21 protein-coding genes are annotated in these 17,809 nt (G+C 68.6%); 13 read left to right on the forward strand and 8 right to left on the reverse strand.

Going from position 1 to position 17,809, the window contains the following annotated elements:
- Positions 1 to 3 precede the first annotated feature (3 nt).
- On the forward strand, positions 4 to 576 hold the full coding sequence (locus FHY09_RS01425; protein ID WP_166923446.1) for a ChuX/HutX family heme-like substrate-binding protein: 573 nt from the start codon (positions 4 to 6) through the stop codon (positions 574 to 576).
- 48 nt (positions 577 to 624) lie between these two features.
- Complete coding sequence (locus tag FHY09_RS01430; RefSeq protein ID WP_166923448.1) at positions 625 to 1,551, forward strand: DUF6607 family protein; 927 nt, start codon at positions 625 to 627, stop codon at positions 1,549 to 1,551.
- 9 nt (positions 1,552 to 1,560) lie between these two features.
- On the opposite strand, the gene FHY09_RS01435 is transcribed toward FHY09_RS01430, so the two are convergent.
- From FHY09_RS01435 to FHY09_RS01445, 3 genes are all read right to left on the reverse strand, one after another.
- Positions 1,561 to 1,899: a DMT family protein gene (locus FHY09_RS01435; RefSeq protein WP_166923450.1), complete on the reverse strand. Its 339-nt coding sequence runs from the start codon at positions 1,897 to 1,899 to the stop codon at positions 1,561 to 1,563.
- Positions 1,900 to 1,986: 87 nt separating this feature from the next.
- The gene (locus FHY09_RS01440) at positions 1,987 to 4,491 is read right to left on the reverse strand and encodes an FtsX-like permease family protein (RefSeq protein WP_166923452.1); all 2,505 of its coding nucleotides are present in this window, start codon (positions 4,489 to 4,491) and stop codon (positions 1,987 to 1,989) included.
- Positions 4,488 to 5,135 (reverse strand): ATP-binding cassette domain-containing protein, encoded by a 648-nt coding sequence (locus FHY09_RS01445; protein WP_166924330.1) that lies wholly within the window; start codon positions 5,133 to 5,135, stop codon positions 4,488 to 4,490. The genes FHY09_RS01440 and FHY09_RS01445 overlap by 4 nt, the downstream gene beginning before the upstream one ends.
- Positions 5,136 to 5,210: 75 nt before the next feature.
- On the opposite strand from FHY09_RS01445, the gene FHY09_RS01450 reads away from it, so the two are divergent.
- The 3 genes from FHY09_RS01450 to FHY09_RS01460 all read left to right on the forward strand — a co-directional run bounded on the left by FHY09_RS01450 (position 5,211) and on the right by FHY09_RS01460 (position 8,032).
- Positions 5,211 to 5,855, forward strand: a complete 645-nt coding sequence (locus FHY09_RS01450) for an arylesterase (RefSeq protein WP_456362674.1) — start codon at positions 5,211 to 5,213, stop codon at positions 5,853 to 5,855.
- An 85-nt stretch (positions 5,856 to 5,940) separates the two neighbouring features.
- Positions 5,941 to 6,654, forward strand: coding sequence for a response regulator transcription factor (locus FHY09_RS01455; protein WP_042613699.1), 714 nt, complete (start codon positions 5,941 to 5,943; stop codon positions 6,652 to 6,654).
- 106 nt (positions 6,655 to 6,760) lie between these two features.
- Complete coding sequence (locus tag FHY09_RS01460; RefSeq protein WP_166923454.1) at positions 6,761 to 8,032, forward strand: sensor histidine kinase; 1,272 nt, start codon at positions 6,761 to 6,763, stop codon at positions 8,030 to 8,032.
- A 15-nt stretch (positions 8,033 to 8,047) separates the two neighbouring features.
- Here the strand turns inward: FHY09_RS01460 and FHY09_RS01465 are convergent, their stop codons facing one another.
- Positions 8,048 to 8,758, reverse strand: coding sequence for an SGNH/GDSL hydrolase family protein (locus FHY09_RS01465; protein ID WP_166923456.1), 711 nt, complete (start codon positions 8,756 to 8,758; stop codon positions 8,048 to 8,050).
- A gap of 198 nt (positions 8,759 to 8,956) precedes the next feature.
- Here FHY09_RS01465 and FHY09_RS01470 point away from each other — a divergent pair, with 198 nt between their 5' ends.
- From FHY09_RS01470 to FHY09_RS01505, 8 genes are all read left to right on the forward strand, one after another.
- Positions 8,957 to 9,349, forward strand: a complete 393-nt coding sequence (locus FHY09_RS01470; RefSeq protein WP_166923458.1) for a diacylglycerol kinase — start codon at positions 8,957 to 8,959, stop codon at positions 9,347 to 9,349.
- Positions 9,350 to 9,367: 18 nt separating this feature from the next.
- Positions 9,368 to 10,117, forward strand: a complete 750-nt coding sequence (locus FHY09_RS01475) for a TerC family protein (RefSeq protein WP_166923460.1) — start codon at positions 9,368 to 9,370, stop codon at positions 10,115 to 10,117.
- A gap of 110 nt (positions 10,118 to 10,227) precedes the next feature.
- Entirely contained in the window at positions 10,228 to 10,866 is a 639-nt protein-coding gene (locus FHY09_RS01480) for a LemA family protein (RefSeq protein WP_166923462.1), read from the forward strand.
- Positions 10,867 to 10,869: 3 nt separating this feature from the next.
- Positions 10,870 to 11,751, forward strand: coding sequence for a TPM domain-containing protein (locus tag FHY09_RS01485; RefSeq protein WP_456362675.1), 882 nt, complete (start codon positions 10,870 to 10,872; stop codon positions 11,749 to 11,751).
- A complete protein-coding gene (locus tag FHY09_RS01490; RefSeq protein WP_166923464.1) occupies positions 11,751 to 12,245 on the forward strand; it encodes a TPM domain-containing protein in 495 nt (164 codons plus the stop codon). Before FHY09_RS01485 ends, FHY09_RS01490 begins: the two co-directional genes overlap by 1 nt.
- A gap of 44 nt (positions 12,246 to 12,289) precedes the next feature.
- Positions 12,290 to 13,174, forward strand: a complete 885-nt coding sequence (lgt, locus tag FHY09_RS01495; protein ID WP_166923466.1) for a prolipoprotein diacylglyceryl transferase — start codon at positions 12,290 to 12,292, stop codon at positions 13,172 to 13,174.
- Positions 13,171 to 13,965 (forward strand): thymidylate synthase, encoded by a 795-nt coding sequence (locus FHY09_RS01500; protein ID WP_166923468.1) that lies wholly within the window; start codon positions 13,171 to 13,173, stop codon positions 13,963 to 13,965. The genes lgt and FHY09_RS01500 overlap by 4 nt, the downstream gene beginning before the upstream one ends.
- Before the next feature lie 8 nt (positions 13,966 to 13,973).
- Positions 13,974 to 14,468 (forward strand): dihydrofolate reductase, encoded by a 495-nt coding sequence (locus tag FHY09_RS01505; protein ID WP_166924334.1) that lies wholly within the window; start codon positions 13,974 to 13,976, stop codon positions 14,466 to 14,468.
- A gap of 66 nt (positions 14,469 to 14,534) precedes the next feature.
- Here the strand turns inward: FHY09_RS01505 and FHY09_RS01510 are convergent, their stop codons facing one another.
- Genes FHY09_RS01510 through pdxA form a run of 4 tightly spaced genes read right to left on the reverse strand, consistent with a single transcriptional unit; the run spans position 14,535 to position 17,808 of the window.
- Positions 14,535 to 15,566 (reverse strand): symmetrical bis(5'-nucleosyl)-tetraphosphatase, encoded by a 1,032-nt coding sequence (locus FHY09_RS01510; RefSeq protein ID WP_166923470.1) that lies wholly within the window; start codon positions 15,564 to 15,566, stop codon positions 14,535 to 14,537.
- Positions 15,567 to 15,581: 15 nt separating this feature from the next.
- Positions 15,582 to 15,965: a Co2+/Mg2+ efflux protein ApaG gene (gene apaG, locus FHY09_RS01515; protein ID WP_166923472.1), complete on the reverse strand. Its 384-nt coding sequence runs from the start codon at positions 15,963 to 15,965 to the stop codon at positions 15,582 to 15,584.
- A 13-nt stretch (positions 15,966 to 15,978) separates the two neighbouring features.
- Positions 15,979 to 16,779: a 16S rRNA (adenine(1518)-N(6)/adenine(1519)-N(6))-dimethyltransferase RsmA gene (gene rsmA / locus FHY09_RS01520; protein WP_166923474.1), complete on the reverse strand. Its 801-nt coding sequence runs from the start codon at positions 16,777 to 16,779 to the stop codon at positions 15,979 to 15,981.
- 9 nt (positions 16,780 to 16,788) lie between these two features.
- On the reverse strand, positions 16,789 to 17,808 hold the full coding sequence (gene pdxA, locus FHY09_RS01525) for a 4-hydroxythreonine-4-phosphate dehydrogenase PdxA (protein ID WP_166923476.1): 1,020 nt from the start codon (positions 17,806 to 17,808) through the stop codon (positions 16,789 to 16,791).
- Between the last annotated feature and the right edge of the window lies 1 nt (position 17,809).

The following is a 17,809-nucleotide window of genomic DNA, read 5'->3' on the forward strand; positions in this document are numbered from 1 at the left end:
CCCATGAGCCGAGCCCTGTCCGCCGCGCGCCGTTCCCCGCGTTTTCCCCTGTCGCCCATGATGGCCCCGGTACCGCCTGCACCCACGCGGTTGGCGGAACTGGGCACGGTGCTGTGCCTGTACCACGCAGACGGCAGCGAGCTGGCGGGCTGGCACCAGGCCGTCGCGGTCCATGCCTGCCAGGGCGTGGACAGCGAAGGGCTGCGCGAAAGCCTGTGCTTCACCGATGACCGCGGCCGCTGCTGCTGGCGGCTGTACCTGCTGCCGGACAGCGATTTCCTGGCGTGGGACCGGCTTGTGGCCGAGCTGCCGGGCCTGTCATCGGGCGAGGGGGAAGGCAATGTCGGCGAACGCCTGTGGCGGCGCCTGGCCGGGCATCTGCGCGGCCAGCGCTGGCGCGTGTGCGCGCTGCGCCTGCACGCATCCGCGGGTGGGCAGGGGCTGGCGGCGAGCCTGGCGCCACTGTCCAGCCTTGGCGCGGCGGTGGCGCGCCGTATCGCGCGGCTCGAAGGCGCCGAGATGCCGTCGGCGGAGGTCGATGCCGCACCACGCGTCCCCGCACTGCTGCGCTCCTGATCTGCCGCAGCGCGCGGCGGCTTCCTTCCCGCTCCCGCCCAGGACCCCATGATGAACGCTCTTCCTGCCACCCTGCTGCTGCTCTGCAGCGCCGCTGCCAACGCCCAGGCCGCCGCACCCACGCGTGACCGCCAGAGCATCCTCGCCCTGCAGGGCGAGTACAGCGTCGACTTCGCATTCGATGAAACCGTACTGCTGAAGCCGGGTTACGAACGTGCGCCCGCGCAGCGCAGTGGCGGTGACGAGGTGGTCATCGTGGTGGAAGACACGCCGGAGCGGATCGTGCTGCAGCACCTGCTGGTGGGCAAGGACGGCCACGTGACCAAGCACTGGCGCCAGGACTGGGTGTACCAGGCCGCCAGCCGATTCGAATTCACCGGCGAACAGACCTGGCGCGTGCGTGCGCTGCCAGCGGACGTCACCCGTGGCGCGTGGACGCAGTGCGTGTTCGAGGTCAGCGATGCGCCGCGTTATTGCGGTACGGGGCGCTGGACGTATGACAACCAGACCGCCACCTGGACCAGTGATACCGGCTGGCGCCCGTTGCCGCGGCGGGAGTACACCCGGCGCAAGGATTACAACGCGCTGGCGGTGGTCAACCGGCACACGCTCACCCCGCGTGGCTGGACCCATGAGCAGTTCAACACCAAGGTGCAGCGCCAGGCCGATGGCCGCGGCCAGGAGATCGCGCGCGAGTTCGGATTCAATGATTACGTGCGCACCACCGAGGTGGATTTCACGCCCGCGCGGCGTTACTGGGCGGCCACGTCCGGCTTCTGGAACAGGGTGCGCCATCGCTGGCAGGCCGTGCTCGGCCAGGCCCCCGGTGTCCAGCTCAGGATGCCGCTGGATGGCATGCCGATGATCATCCCGCTGTTCACTCTGGCGCAGGACCTGCAGGACGGAAAGCCGGTCACCGACGCGCAGATCGATGCGGTGTTCGCGCAGTTCGTGGCGCCGGCGCCAGCGCAATGACCCGCCGGCTCACTCCTTGAACATCAGCAGGGCGGCGATCACGATCAGTCCGAACGCCGCCCAGTGGTTCCACTTCAGGGGCTGGTCCAGATAGAACGCCGAGAACGCGGCGAAGACCAGCAGCGTGATCACTTCCTGCATGCCTTTGAGCTGCGGCGCGGAATACACCGCGCTGCCCAGCCGGTTACCCGGCACCTGCAGGCAGTACTCGAAGAAGGCGATGCCCCAGCTGATCAGGATCACCGTGATCAGCGGAGCGCTCTTGTATTTCAGGTGGCCATACCAAGCGAACGTCATGAAGATGTTGCTGCCAAGCAGCAGCAGGACGGGATAGAGGTACTGGGCCATGGACGGACATGCCGGGAGAGAGGGCGCGATTATGCGCCCGTCCCGTAAGCGGCGGGTCAACGTGCATGCGCGGCGCCGCGCCCTTGGCTAGGCCTCGCGCAGGGCCAGCGCCGGCGGCGTCCGCAGGATCCGGCGCGTGCCCCACCAGCCGGCCAGCACGCTCAGCAGCACGCCGGCGCCGCCGCCGGCAAGCAGGCCGGTCCACGGCGGCGACATCGCCAGCTCGAAGACCTGCCGTGAGACCACTGCACCGATCAGCGCTGCCGCCCCCACCGCCAGCAGGGCAGCCAGCAGGCCCAGCGCACCGAACTCCACCAGCACCGCACCGCGCAGCTGCCGGCGGGTCGCGCCGAGCGTGCGCAGCACCGCGCTGTCGTAGCGGCGCTCCCCGGCCGTGGACTGCAGCGCTGCGAGCAGCACCAGCACGCCGGCGAGCAGGCTGAAGCCCATGACCAGCTGGATCGCCTGCGTCACCCGTTCCATCACCTGTCGCACCTCGCTGATCACCCCGTCCACATCCAGCAGCGACAGGTTCGGCAGTTCGCGTACCAGCTGCCCCAGGCCAGCGGCCTGCGACCGCGGCAGATGGAACGCCGAGATCAGGTTGTAGGGCGTGTCGCCGACCGCATTGGCGTTGAGCAGCAGGAAGAAGTTCACCCGGAACGAGTTCCACTCGGCCTTGCGGATGCTGGTGATGGTGTACTCGCGCTGCTGCTCGCCGGTCTCCAGGGTGATCGAATCACCGAGGCCGGCTCCGTAGCGCCGGGCCCAGCCTTCTTCCACCGACGCCTCCGCCGCGCTGCTGTCGGCTGCCCAGAAGCGTCCCTCAAGCAGTTGGTTGGCCGGCGGGAACGTGGCGCGCCAGCTGAAATTGACCGGTCGGTTGCCATCGTCTCCGGCGCCGTCGGGGCCCTGCCCATCGGTTTCCGCCGCAGGATCGCGGCGCAGCGGCGGCTTGCCGTTGATGGCGATCAAGCGACCGGTGGCAAAGGGCTCCACGCCGGCATCGTCTGCGCCCTGCGCGCGCAGCGCCGCCAGCACGGCCTGCTGCTGGTCAGGCTGGATGTTCATCAGGAAGTAGTTGGGCGTGTTGGCCGGCAGCCGGTCGCGCCATTGCTGCAGCAGCGCGGGTCCGACCACGGCCAGCATCAGCAGCGCGCACAGCGAGAGCGACAGGCCGACCAGCTGCATCACCGCCAGCAGGCGGCGGCGCGTGAGGGCGGCCAGGCCCAGCCGCCAGTTGCCATGCAGGCGGTGCTGCAGGCCGCGCACCAGCTGCAGGAGCAGCAGACCGCCCAGACCGGCCAGCAGGGCGAGCCCGGCCAGGCCACCGAGCACGTACAAGGCCAGTTTCAGGTCGCCGGTCACGTTGACCGTCAGGGCCAGGCTGGCCGCCAGCGCGCCCACGTAGACCAGCAGCGAGGTCCGCGGCAGGGTGGCGAAACTGCGGTTGAGCACGCGCATTGGTGGCACGTTGCGAAGCCTCAGCAGCGGCGGCAGCCCGAAGCCGAGCAGCAGGACCAGCCCGATCACCGCACCGGCCAGCGCCGGCGTAGCCTGCGGCAGCGGCAGGCGCTGCGGGACCAGGCCGCCAAGGATCTGCACCAGCCCGGCCTGGGTGGCCATGCCGAGCGCCACGCCGAGCACGCACGCCGGGATGGCCAGCAGCAGCAGCTGCAGGGCCAGGCTGCCGAGGATGTCGCGCTGGCGCGCGCCCAGGCACCGCAGCACCGCAACCTGGTCGATGCGGCTCAGGGCGAAACGGTTCGCCGCCAGGGCGGTGGCCACGCCGGACAGCAGCACGGCCAGCAGCGCGCTCAGGCCGAGGAAGCGCCCGGCCAGCTCGAATGCCTGGCGCACCCCGCGCTGGGTATCGCCCACGCCCGGCAGCCGCAGGCCTTTGGCCCTGGGTTCGAGCCACTGCCGGAAGGCGGCGATGGGCTCGGGATCGCCGGCAAACATCAGGCGATAGCTCACCCGGCTGCCGGGCCCGAGCAGCCCGGTACCGTCCACATCGGCCCGGTTCACCAGCAGGGTAGGCGAGAGTGAGAGCAGGTCGGTGGACGTGTCCGGTTCGGATTCGATGCGGCCGGCGATGCGCAGCGTCCCGCCGCCGAACTCCAGCCGGTCACCGATACGCAGGCCCAGCGCCTGCAGCAGGCGCGGGTCGGCCCAGGCGTCTCCCGGCGCGGGAGCGGCCGCGGATTCGACCAGCGCCGCATCGGTTCCGGCACGTACGCGCAGCGTCCCGCGCAGCGGGTAGCCGGCCTCGACCGCCTTGACAGTGGCCATCTGGCTGGCCTCGCCATGGAACAGCACGCTGCCGAACGCGGCGATGGCGGTGCTGCGCAGCCCACGACGCTGTGCTTCTTCGCGGAACGCCGCGGGCGGCGCCTCGCGTCCGGTCACGCCGAGATCGCCGCCCAGCATCTCCGCCGTGCTGTTGGACAGGGCCAGGTTGACCCGGTCCACCAGCGTGCCGACGGCGGTCATCACCGCTACGCCAAGCACCAGCGCGGCGAACACCGTCAGCAGGTCACCGGCAAGCGCTTCACGGCGCAGCGAACGCAGCGCGTGGCGCAGCAGGTTCATGCGTGGGCCCCGCTGACCACCGGCTGCAGGCGTCCGCCATCGATCTGGAAGATGTGCTGGCAGCGCTGCGCCAGTCGCAGATCGTGGGTCACCAGCACCAGGGTGGTCGCACTGTCGGCGTTCATGCCGAACAGCAGATCACTCACCTGCTGGCCGGTGGCCTGGTCCAGCGAGCCGGTGGGTTCATCAGCGAAGAGAATGCGCGGGCGGGTGACAAAGGCGCGGGCCAGGGCCACGCGCTGCTGCTCGCCGCCGGACAGCTGCCGCGGATAGTGGCGCGCACGGTGGGCCAGGCCGACGGCCGCCAGCACCTGCTCCACGCGCGCGGGATCTTCACGACCGGCCAGTTCCAGCGGCAGGGCCACGTTCTCGGCAGCCGTCAGGGAGGGCAGGAGGTGGAAGCTCTGGAACACGAAGCCCACCTCGCGGGCACGCAGCTGCGCGCGGGCTTCTTCGTCGAGCGTGCCCAGATCGCTGCCGGCCAGGCTGATGCGCCCCTGGCTGGGGACATCGAGCCCGGCCAGCAGGCCGAGCAGGGTGGTCTTGCCCGAACCTGAAGCGCCGACGATGGCGACCGAGGTCCCTTCATGGACCGTCATGCTGATGTTGTCCAGTATGTGGACTTCACCTTCCGGGCCCTGCACGGACTTGCCGACCTGGTCGACGGCGATGGCGACGGGCACGCTGCGGGGGGACAGACTGTCGATGAGGAGACTCCAATGCACGTTGCGGGACAAGGCCGACGCTTCGGCCCGATGGGGATGCTGCTGGCATGGTTGCTGATGGTGCCGCTGCTGGCGTGTGCCAAAGGTCAAACGGCCACGGTGCTGGTGCTGGGCGACAGCCTGAGCGCTGCCCACAATATCCCGGCCGGTAGCGGCTGGGTGGACCTGCTCGGCAAGCGGCTCAGCGCCGGTTCGGGCACGCAGGCGCGTGTGGTCAACGCCAGCATGAGCGGGGAAACGACGGCCGGTGCGGCCACGCGCCTGCCGGGCCTGCTGGTCCGCGAGAAACCCTCCGTGGTGGTGATCGCGCTGGGCGGCAACGATGCCCTGCGCGGACTGACGCCACCACAGATCCGCGCCAACCTGCAGAAGATGGTGCAGGCCAGCAAGGCCAGTGGGGCGAAGGTGCTGCTGCTTGGCATCGACGTGCCACCCAACTATGGGGCGGCCTACCGGCAGCGGCTGGCGACGGTCTATCGCGAGGTCGCGGCAGAAAGCGGGGCCCCATTGCTGCCCTTCCTGCTGGAGGGCGTTGCGCTGGCGCCGGGGATGATGCAGTCCGACGGTCTCCACCCAACGGCCGCGGCGCAGCCGCGCGTGCTTGCGAATGTCTGGCCGCTGCTGCAACCGCTGCTCTGAGGTTCACGCTCCCTTCGATCAGGCTTCACATCCCGTCCACTGTCGATGCGGCATGTTTCACAAAGCTGAAGTTAGAGGGAAGACCATGCGTCAGACGAAGGAAACCTCCGGCCTTGTTCTGGTCGTGGAGGACAACCGTAATATCTCCGAGATGATCGGTGAGTATCTGGAAGGCCGTGGCTTCGAGGTCGACTATGCCCAGGACGGGCTGGACGGTTATCGTCTGGCCGCCGAGAACAGCTACGACGTGGTCGTGCTGGATCTGATGCTGCCGCGCCTGGACGGCATCGAAGTGTGCCGCCGTCTGCGCAACGACGCCCGCAAATCGACCCCGGTGCTGATGCTGACCGCGCGCGATACGCTGGACGACAAGCTGACCGGCCTGGGCTTCGGCGCCGACGACTATCTCACCAAGCCGTTCGCGATCCAGGAACTGGAAGCACGCCTGCGTGCCCTGATCCGTCGCGAGCGCCGCCAGGTGGGTTCGGAAGTGCTGAAGGTCGCCGACCTGGTGCTCGATCCGGTCAGCATGCGCGCCACGCGAGCCGGCACCGAGCTGCAGCTGTCGCCGATCGGACTGCGCCTGCTGACCATCCTGATGCGCGAATCACCGCGCGTGGTCACGCGCCAGGAAATCGAGCGCGAGATCTGGGGCAACGGCCTGCCGGATTCCGATACCCTGCGCAGCCATCTGTACAACCTGCGCAAGATCATCGACAAGCCGTTCGACCGCCCGCTGCTGCATACCGTGCAGAGCGCCGGTTACCGCATCGCGGACATCGCCCAGCCGATGGGCTGATACCTGCCGCAGGGTTTTCCGTACAGGCGCTTCATCGCCCCTGTACGGAGACCTGACGGGCGCGCTGCCTATACTGGAGCCGCCTCCCACGTATCGACCTTTCCCGATGCCGCACGGCCTGCCGCGCAAGATCCGTATTGCCTTCATCCTGCAGGCCGTGCTCGCCAGCGTCGCGATCGTGCTGGGGGCATGGCTTGTCTCGCTGGTGATCAAGCACAGCCTGATCAAGGCCGCGCTGCAGGAAGAAGCAACGTACTACTGGACGCTGCACGAGGCCTCGCCCGCGCAGCCGCCGCCCAACACGCACAATGTCCGTGGCTACCTGCTGGAAGCCGGGCGCTCGCCCCTGGCCCTGCCGGCCAGCCTGCGCGGGCTGGCACCCGGCTTCCACGAACTGGCCGGCGATGACCAGCTGGTCTGGGTGGATGCCCGGCCGCAGGGCCATCTCTATCTGGTGTTCCTGCGCTCACGGGCACAGATGCTGGCGTTCTGGTTCGGCATCGTGCCGGTACTGCTGACCCTGCTCGCCGTCTATGGCGCAAGCTGGGTGACCTGGCGGGTGTCCAACCGGCTCGTCTCGCCGGTGAACTGGCTGGCCCGACGCGTCTCGCGCTGGGATCCGGCGCGTCCCGATGCCTCTGATCTGGACCCCGAACGGCTGCCCGGCGACATGCAGGGCGAGACCCGCCAGCTTGCCGCGGCACTGCACTCGTTGGCCACCCGGGTCACCGAGAATGTGGCACGCGAGCGGGATTTCACCCGTGATGCCAGCCATGAGCTGCGTACTCCATTGACCGTGATCCGCGTGGCCAGCGACATGGCCTTGGGCGATGAGGACCTCGCGCCCCGCCAGCGCCGCAGCCTGGAGCGCATCCAGCGCGCCGGGCGGGACATGGAAGCGGTGATCGATGCATTCCTGATCCTGGCGCGCGAGGCCGATGTGCAGCCGCAGATGGAAGTCTTCGATGTGGCCGAGGTGGTCCGCCACGAAGTGGATACCGCTGCCGGCCTGATGGCGAACAAGCCGGTGCACGTGGAGATGCACGGCGCCGGCGAGGTGACGCTGCACGGACCGCCGCGGGTGCTGCAGGTGGTGGTCAGCAATCTGGTGCGCAATGCCTGCAACTACACCGACGAAGGGCGCGTGGACGTCCACGTGGAGCAGGACCGCGTGCGCGTGCGCGATACCGGTATCGGCATGTCCGCCGAAACGCTGGCACGTGCGTTCGAACCGTTCTACCGCGCCGAGCCTGATCGCCCGCAGGGCACCGGGCTCGGCCTGCTGATCGTCAAGCGGCTGTGTGACCGCTTCGGCTGGACCATCACTCTGACCAGTGAGCCGGGCCAGGGTACCGAAGCGGTGGTGGTATTCCGCTGAAACTGCGTCCGCCGGTTACTTCGGGCAGCTGACGCTGGGCGCGATCGCCCGGGTCCAGAGCGCGTAGCCGGACGGCTTCATGTGCAGCATGTCGGGCAGGAACAGCGCCGGGTCGGGCTGGCCATCGGTGCCGAGCATGGGCGTATAGATGTCGATGAACCCGGTGTTGGGTACGCCGGCCAGGGCACGGCGGATCAGTCCGTTGGCTTCGGTGATGGCGGGCAGCAGGTTCGCGCGCGACGGGCTGGGCTTGATCGAGATGTAGTTGACCCGGGTGGCGGGCAGGGCGCTGTGCACGCGCTGCACGAAGGCCAGCACGTCCTCGCGCACCTGCACCGGCGTGCGGCCACTGTTGAGGTCGTTGTCACCGGCATACAGGAACACCGCGCAGGGCTTGTGCGGGATCAGCAGGCGATCGGCGTACCAGGTGCTGTCGCGCACTTCCGAGCCACCGAAGCCACGGTTGTAGACCGGCTTGCCCGGAAAATCCCGCTGCAGCGATGACCACATGCGGATCGACGAACTGCCGATGAAGGCGATGCCGCCGTCGGGCACTGGCCGGGCCTGGTCGGCCCGGGCGAACGCGCGCATGTCTTCTTCCCAGGCGACATTGGAGACCTGTCCGGGAACGCGGGGAGGCGTGGCAGGTGTGATGGCCTGCGCCGACACCGCAGCGGTGAGGCCCAGGGCCAGGGCCAGCAGCAGGGGGCGTGGATGCGGCTTCATGTGGATTCTCCAGCAGGGTCTGATTCGATACCGGAGCCCATCGTACCGGCCCGGGTGGGCAGGCGGGGCGGGCACACCGGTGGCTTGTGGCAAAATGAGCGCCTGCCGTCTTCCCTGTGGTTGCCTTGATGCCTGGCTTTTTCCGTACGTGGCGGCGCCTGCGCGCGCCCGCCGCCCCTGTCCGTCCCGGGGCTCGACATGGCTGATCAGTTCGGCCACGCGCCACGCGGACCGCGCCGCATGCTGCAGGCCGCGCAGTGGTCCTGGCAGGGACTGCGCGCGGCGTGGCTGCACGAATCGTCCTTCCGGCTGGAAGTCTGCCTGGTGGTCGTGCTGGCGCCGTTGGCGCTATGGCTCGGCGCGACCCCGGTTGAGCGCGTGCTGCTGCTCGGTTCGCTGCTGCTGGTGCTGGCGATGGAGTTGCTGAACTCGGCCATCGAAGCTGTCATCGAACGCTACGGCAGCGAGTTCCACGAACTGGCCGGACGGGCCAAGGACATGGGCTCGGCCGCGGTGTTCGTGCTGCTGGTGAATGTCCTGCTGTGCTGGGGCCTGCTCCTGCTGCCCCGCCTTTTCTCTTCCTTTTCCTGACTTCGCGAAGACCTCCCCATGCTGCTTGAACTGTTCTCCGATCCCAACGTCTGGTTGACCCTGCTCACGCTGAGTGCGCTGGAAATCGTGCTGGGCATCGACAATCTCGTTTTCATCTCCATCGCGGTAAGCAAGCTGCCGGAGGCGCGCCGTCCGTTCGCACGCAAGCTCGGCATCGCCGTGGCGTGCATCACGCGCATCCTGCTGCTGGTGTCGCTGGCCTATCTGGCGCACATGGAAGCGAACCTGTTCACCGTGGCCGGCATGGGGATCTCCATCCGCGACCTGGTGCTGATCCTCGGCGGCCTGTTCCTGATCATCAAGGGCATGATGGAGATACGCGAGATGATCAGCGGTGGCGAGGACAACGACCCGACCACCACCAAGGCTTCGGCGGTGTTCGGCATGGTGATCCTGCAGATCGCCATCATCGACATCGTGTTCTCGCTGGATTCGGTGATCACTGCGGTCGGCATCGCCGACCATATCCCGGTCATGGTGGCGGCGATCCTGCTGTCGGTGGCGGTGATGCTGCTGGCGGCCAATCCGCTGGGCCGCTTCATCGACGCCAATCCAACGGTGAAGATGCTGGCGCTGGCCTTCATCCTGCTGGTCGGCGCGGTGCTGATCCTGGATGGCCTGGACGTGCACGTGCCCAAGCCGTACATCTATTCGGCGATGGGCTTCTCGGTGCTGGTGGAATGGCTGAACCTGCTGATGCGCAACCGCGCACGCGCCAAGCAGGTGCCGGGCGCCGGCGACTGGTGACTGTCGCCCGCCAGTGTTGCCGGTCCTTGCCCGGCAGCACTGGCGTATGCACGATCGTTTTCACGCGGCGCGTGGCATGCTCCGGCTTTCCAACCTGATGGATTGCGGCCATGCGCCTGTTGACCCGCCTGTTTCCCCTGCTCGTGCTGGTATCCCTGCTCTCCGGCTGCGGCTACAACGCCATCCAGCAGAAGGACGAGTCGGTCAAGGCCAGCTGGGCGGAGGTGCTGAACCAGTACAAGCGCCGCGCCGACCTGGTGCCCAACCTGGTCAACACCGTCCAGGGGTTCGCCAACCAGGAGCGGCAGGTGCTGACCGACGTCACCAACGCACGCTCGCGGGTCGGCCAGATCAACGTCAACGCCGATGATGCGGCCTCGCTGCAGCAGTTCCAGCAGGCGCAGAGCGAGCTGGGCGGTGCGCTGTCGCGGCTGCTGGTGGTGACCGAGAACTATCCGGTGCTCAAGTCCGACGCGAACTTCCGCGATCTGCAGGCGCAGCTGGAAGGCACCGAGAACCGCATCACCGTGGCCCGTGGCCGGTACATCCAGCAGGTCCAGGACTACAACACCTACGTGCGTTCGTTCCCGCAGGTGATCACCGCGAAGATCTTCGGCTACCAGCCCAAGCCCAACTTCACCGTGGACAACGAAGCGCAGATCTCCAACGCACCTGAAGTGAACTTCGGCAACGGCGCGCAGCCGGCCCCGGCCCCGGCCCCGCAGCCGCAGCCGCAGCCAGGCAGCTGAGCCATGCTGATGCGCCTGCTGCTGGCCCTGCTGCTGCTGTCGCCGCTGGGATCGCTCGGAGCGCAGAACAGCGCGCCGATTCCGCCCCTGGACTCGCCCGTGGTGGACACCACCGGGACCCTGGATGCGGCACAGACCCGGCAGCTGGTGCAGCAGGCCATGGACCTCCAGCAGCGCAAGGGCAGCCAGCTGCAGGTGCTGATCGTGCCCACCACGCAGCCTGAAGACATCGCGCAGTACACCACCCGCGTGTTCGATACGTGGCAGATCGGCCGCAAGGGCGTGGATGACGGTGTGCTGCTGGTGGTCGCCAAGGACGACCGGCGGGTGCGTATCGAGCCGGGCTACGGCCTGGAAGGGGCCGTGCCGGACGCGGTGGCCAACCGGATCATCCAGGAATATATCGCGCCCAGCTTCCGGCGTGGCGACTACGCGGGCGGTATCAGCGAGGCCACCGCCGTGCTGTCGCGGCTGATCGAGGGCGAAGCGTTGCCGCCCCCTGTCAGTGCCCACCGCCAGCGCGATGCCGCCCCCTCCGGCGATGGCTGGATCATCGCCGTGGTCATCGGCTTCTTCGTCGGTTCGCTGCTGCGGGCCGTGCTGGGCTGGCTGCCCCGTCCGCTGCGCGGCCTGGCCGCCGGTGCCGGCGCCGCCGTGGTCGCCTTCCTGTTCACCTCCCTGCTGGTGGCCAGCGGCATCGCCGGCGTGGTCGGCCTGCTGATCGCGGTCACCTCCGGACACCCGGCGCGTTTCGCGCGCGGCGGTGGCTGGGGCGGGGGAGGCTTCGGCGGCGGCTTCGGTGGGGGCGGTGGCGGGTTTGGCGGCGGTGGCTGGGGCGGTGGCGGCGGCCGTTCCGGCGGCGGCGGCGCGTCGGGAGGGTGGTGATGCTCACGCGGCTCCTGCGCCACGTCTTCTCGCCGTCCGTGCGGCGGACGTTCCCCCCCTCCACGCTGGAGGCGATCACGCAGGCCATCACGGCCGGTGAGCGCCGTCATGGCGGACAGGTGATGTTCGCCGTGGAAGCGGACCTGCCACTGCCTGCCATTTGGCGTGGCGTGCGTCCGCGCGAAGCAGCCGAGCGCGCGTTCGCCCACCTGCGGACCTGGGATACCCCCGGCAACAACGGCGTGCTGGTCTACCTGCTGCTGGCCGACCATGCCATCGAGATCGTGGCCGACCGCGGCCTGCACGGGCACGTGGCGCAGGCGCACTGGGAGCAGATCTGCGCGCAGCTGCGCGAGGGGCTGCGCGGCGGTGATCCAGCCGGCGCGCTGGTGGCCGCGATCGATCAGGTCTCCACGCTGTTGGCGCGGCACTTTCCGCCCTCCCTGCGGTCAGACCCTGCGGGCCTGCCGGACGCGCCGCAGATTCTGGGGTGAGCCCGGCCGGGCTAAACTACCCCGATCCCCGCAAGGCACCCCCCATGATCTACTTCCACGATATCGACCCCCTCGCCATTTCGCTGGGGCCGGTCAAGGTGCACTGGTACGGCATCATGTACCTGCTTGGCTTCGCCTCGGCCTGGTTCCTGGGCAAGCGCCGGATCGCGGCAGGCCGCCTGCCGGGGGTCTCGGCCGAAGGCTTCTCCGATCTGCTCTTCTACGCCATGCTCGGCGTGGTGGTCGGGGGGCGGGTAGGCTACATGCTGTTCTATGCCTTCAGCGAATTCCTGGCCAATCCGCTGCTGCTGTTCAAGGTCTGGGATGGCGGCATGAGCTTCCACGGCGGCCTGCTGGGCGTATTGGCGGCCTGCTGGTGGTGGTCGCGCAGGCATCGCCTGCACTTCTTCGACACCATGGATTTCATCGCGCCGCTGGTCCCGCTGGGCCTGGGGTTCGGGCGTATCGGCAACTTCATCGGCGATGAGCTCTGGGGCAAGTTCACCGACGGCACCTGGGGCGTGGTGTTCCCCACCGGTCTGCCGGCGCCGCTGGCCCAGCTGGATACCGCCACGCTCAAGGCCCAGTTCGCCGCAGGCGCGCTGAACCCGTATGCCCGCCATCCTTCGCAGCTGTATGAGGCCTTCCTGGAAGGCCTGGTGATGTTCGTGGTGCTGTGGCTGGTCTCGGCCACCCCGCGCAACCGCTACCTGGTGTCGGGCCTGTTCGCGCTGATGTATGGCCTGTTCCGCTTCGCGGTGGAGTTCGTGCGCATGCCCGACAACGGCATCTACGTGGCCTTCGACTGGCTCACGCGCGGGCAGATCCTGAGCCTGCCGCTGGTGGTGCTGGGCCTGGTGCTGGTGGTGATGTCGCGCCGGGCGCCGCGCCTGCTGCCGCAGCCGGCGGTGGCCAAGGACGCCCGATGAAGCCCTACCTCGACCTGCTCGCGCATGTGCTGGAGCACGGCGCCGAGAAGAGCGACCGCACCGGGACCGGCACCCGCAGCGTGTTCGGCTGGCAGATGCGCTTCAACCTCAATCACGGCTTTCCGCTGGTCACCACCAAGAAGCTGCACCTGCGTTCGATCATCCACGAGTTGCTGTGGTTCCTGAAAGGCGATACCAACATCGGGTACCTGAAGGACAACCAGGTACGCATCTGGGACGAGTGGGCCGATGAGAACGGCGATCTCGGGCCGGTGTACGGCAAGCAGTGGCGCAGCTGGGCGGCCGCCGATGGCCGCCAGATCGACCAGATGCAGTGGCTGGTGGAGGAAATCAAGCGCAATCCGGATTCGCGGCGGCTGGTGGTGAGTGCCTGGAACGTGGGCGAGCTGTCGCAGATGGCCCTGATGCCGTGCCACAACCTGTTCCAGTTCTACGTGGTGGACGGCAAGCTCAGCTGCCAGCTCTACCAGCGCAGCGGCGACATCTTCCTCGGCGTACCGTTCAACATCGCCAGCTATGCGCTGCTGACCCACATGGTGGCGCAGGCGACCGGGCTGGGCGTCGGTGATTTCGTGCATACGCTCGGCGATGCGCATCTGTATTCGAACCACTACGAGCAGGCGCGCGAACAGCTCACGCGCGCGCCGCGCGCCCTGCCCACGCTGTGGCTCAATCCGGAGGTGACGGACCTGTTCGGCTTCCGTTTCGAGGACATCCGCATCGACGGTTACGACCCGCACCCGGCGATCAAGGCGCCGGTCGCGGTATGAGCGCTGCGCTGAAGGTGAGTTTCATCGCCGCGCTTGATCGCGCACGCGGCATCGGGCGTGACAATGAGCTGCCGTGGTGCCTGCCGGACGATCTGAAGCACTTCAAGGCGCTGACGCTGGGCAAGCCGGTGCTGATGGGGCGGCGCACGGCGGAATCGCTGGGGCGCGCGCTGCCGGGGCGGACCAACCTGGTGCTGACCCGCCGGGGTGCGGTGCCGTGGGCGGGCATGCATGCGGTGGCCTCGTTCGAGCAGGCGCGCGCAGTAGCGGCCTCAGAGAACGCGCCGGAGCTGTGCGTGATCGGCGGCGGTGAGATCTACCGCCTGCTGATGGACCACGCCACGGACCTGCACCTGACCCGGGTGGACACCGAGGTCAAGGCCGATACCTTCTTCCCGGAGGTGGACGAGCGCCTGTGGCAGGTGGTGGAGCGTGCACGGCATGAGGCGGATGGGCAGCACCCGTTCGCCTTCGAATTCCTGCACTACACGCGGCGCGACTAGCCGCGCCTGCGGACCGCGCGGACGGGCCGCGCCCGGCCGTGCGCACGGCTCAGGCGGGGTTCCTTTTCAGTCGACGGCCGGGGGCGTGCCTGCGCCGGCGCCGCCATTGCCGCGACCGCGTCCGCGCCGCCGGCGCGGCCCGCGGGTACGGGTCTCGCCACCGGTGGGCTGGCCCGGTGCATGATCCGATGCCGCAGCCGGCTGCGACCCGCGCGGTGTTTTCTCCTGCGGCGCCTTCGGGGGACGCGCCGGCGGACGGGCCCCCGGCACGGGGGCGGGCACGTCGCGCCCGGGTACCTGCACCACGCGCACCTCGTCGGTATCCAGCTGCAGGGCGGTCAGCTTGCCGCCCCAGACCGCGCCGGTATCGATGGCGTGCACGCCCTGGGTGATCGTCAGGCCCAGCGCGGACCAGTGGCCGCAGACCACCTTCAGATCGCGCTCCAGGCGGCCCGGCACTTCAAACCACGGATACAACCCCTGCTCCTGCGTGCCCGGCGTCCCCTTGTCCTCGATGCCGATGCGCCCGCGCGAGGTGCAATAGCGCATGCGGGTGAGCACGTTGATGATCGCCCGCGAGCGTTCGTACCCGGTCAGTCCGGGGGCCCAGCTCGGCTTGTCGCCATACATGTTGCGCAGCAGCTTGCGGTAGCCGGCACCATGCAGCTGCTGCTCGACCTCGCGCGCGTGCTTTTCGGTCATCTGCGTGGTCCAGCGGGGCGCGATGCCTGCATGCACCATCATCCAGCCCAGTGCTCGATCGGCATGCACCAGCTTCTGCATGCGCAGCCACTCCAGCAGCACGTCGCGGTCCTCGGCCTGCACCACGCGCAGCAGGTCCGGATTGACCTTGCGCTGTTCTTCTTCGCTGCGGGCACCGACGGCAAGCAGTGAAAGGTCGTGGTTGCCGAGCACCACCACGCTGTGCTCGCGCAGCGAATGCACCAGGCGCAGGGTTTCCAGCGACTGGCCGCCGCGGTTGACCAGATCGCCGCAGAACCACAGCGTGTCCTGTGCGGGATCGAACCTGATCTTCTCCAGCAGGCGCTGGGTAACGTCATAGCAGCCCTGAAGGTCGCCGATTGCCCACACACTCATGGCCTGGCCTCCTTGTCAGTGCAGCGTTCGGGGGATGGTCAGCACGAAGGCCGCGATCGGAGCGACGAACTCGGTGCCATCATCTGCCACCATGTCGTAATGCCCCTGCATCGTGCCGTGCTCGGTCCCCAGCATGACGCCTGAGGTGTAACGGAAGTCTTCACCCGGGCGCAGCCGGGGCTGCTCACCGATCACACCATCGCCGTCCACGAGCTGCACCTCGCCGTTGCCGTCGACGATGCGCCAGTGACGGGCGACCAGGCGCGCGGCCACGCTTCCGCGGTTGTGGATGCGGATGGTGTAGGCGAACGCATAGCGGCCGTCTTCCGGGGTGGACTGGTCGTCGAGGAAGCGGGGAGCGACTTCAACTTCGATTGCGTAAGGATCGGGGGCTTGCATACCGGCAGTGTAATCAGCTTGCATTGGCCAGTGCGACGAATTCCGCGATGTCCAGCTGTTCGGCGCGCGCATCCGGGCGCACGCCGGCAGCGGCGAACTGCTCGGCGGAGACCACGTTGTTGAGGGCATTGCGCAGCGTCTTGCGTCGCTGGCCGAAGGCCGCCCGCACCACATCGGCGAAGCGCCTGCGATCGTTGATGCCGATGCTGGAGGGATCGCGCGGCACCAGCCGCACGACGGCCGAATCGACCTTCGGCGGCGGGCGGAACGCGCCCGGCGGCACCACGAACAGCGAAGTCACTTCGCAGTAGGCCTGCAGCATCACGCTCAGGCGGCCGAAGACCTTGCTGCCGGGGCCGGCGGCCATGCGGTCGACCACTTCCTTCTGCAGCATGAAGTGCATGTCCCGCACCACGTCGGCATGGTCCAGGGCGTGGAATAGGATCGGCGAGGAAATGTTGTAGGGCAGGTTGCCGACCAGGCGGATCTGTCCGCCGCCGGCGAGCGCGGTGAAGTCCACCCGCAGCACGTCGCTCTGGATGAGGGTCAGCTCGCCCAGCGGCGCGGCAGCAGCGGTCAGCGGCGCAATCAGATCGCGGTCGAACTCGATGACGGTCAGCCTCGGATGCTGGCGCAGCAGCGGCAGGGTGATGGCGCCCTGGCCCGGGCCGATCTCGACCAGACGGTCATCGTCCTTCGGATTCACCGCGCGCACGATGCTGTCGATGTAATGGCGATCGGCCAGGAAGTGCTGGCCCAGCTGTTTCTTGGCCGGGGCAGTGAACGCCGGGCCGGCAGGGGAATGCGGATTCATGCGGCCAGTTTAGCGCGTAGAGGGCGCGGCAAGGTCTGGTATCGGCGCAGCGCCCGCCCTTGATCGCGCGGCGGCCAGTCGTGCACACAGCGAGGTGGCCGCCAGCAGGCTGGACGGATCGGCGATGCCGCGCCCGGCCAGCGCCAGCGCGGTGCCGTGGTCGACGGCCACGCGCGGGTAGGGCAGTCCCAACGTGAGGTTGACCGCCTGTTCGAAACCGGAGTATTTCAGTACCGGCAGGCCCTGGTCGTGGTACATCGCCAGCACGGCATCGAACCCGGCCAGCTGTCCCGGCAGGAACGCGGTGTCGGCCGGCAGCGGGCCGATCAGGGTCATGCCTTCGCCCCGCAGCCGGTCCAGCAGCGGAATGATCACATCCAGCTCTTCGCGGCCCAGGTGCCCGTCTTCGCCGGCGTGGGGATTGAGCCCGAGCACAGCGATGCGGGGGGCCGGCAGGCCGAAGGCGCCGCGCATCGCCGTGTGCACGGTGCGCAGGGCGTGTTCGAGGCTGGCGTCGGTGATGGCGTCGGGCACTTCGCGCAGCGGCAGGTGCGTGGTGGCCAGCGCGACCCGGACGATGTCATTGGCCAGCATCATCACCACGCGCACGCCCGCCTGGTCAGCCAGCAGTTCGGTGGTGCCGCTGTAGGCGATGCCGCCATCGTTGATCACTGCCTTATGCACCGGCCCGGTGACCACACCGTCGAGCGCACCGGACAGGCAGGCCTGCCCTGCGCCGAGCAGCGCATCGATCACTGCGCGGGCGTTGGCCGGGCAGGTGATGCCAAAGGTGGAGGGAGCGGCATTGCGCACCGGGCGCAACCGCAGGTCGCCGGGCGCATGGGCGTGCGCCTGCTCGGGAAGCAGGCGCAGCGGCAGGTTCAGCGCGGTGGCGGCGGCCTGCAGGACATCGGGATCGGCAAACGCAAGTAGCCGGCAGTCACGGCGCGGCTGCTGGACGAGACGGACACAGAGCTCGGGGCCGATCCCCGCCGGCTCGCCCGGGACCAGCGCGAGCTGCGGGAGCATG

Source organism: Xanthomonas sp. 60, from assembly GCF_011761925.1.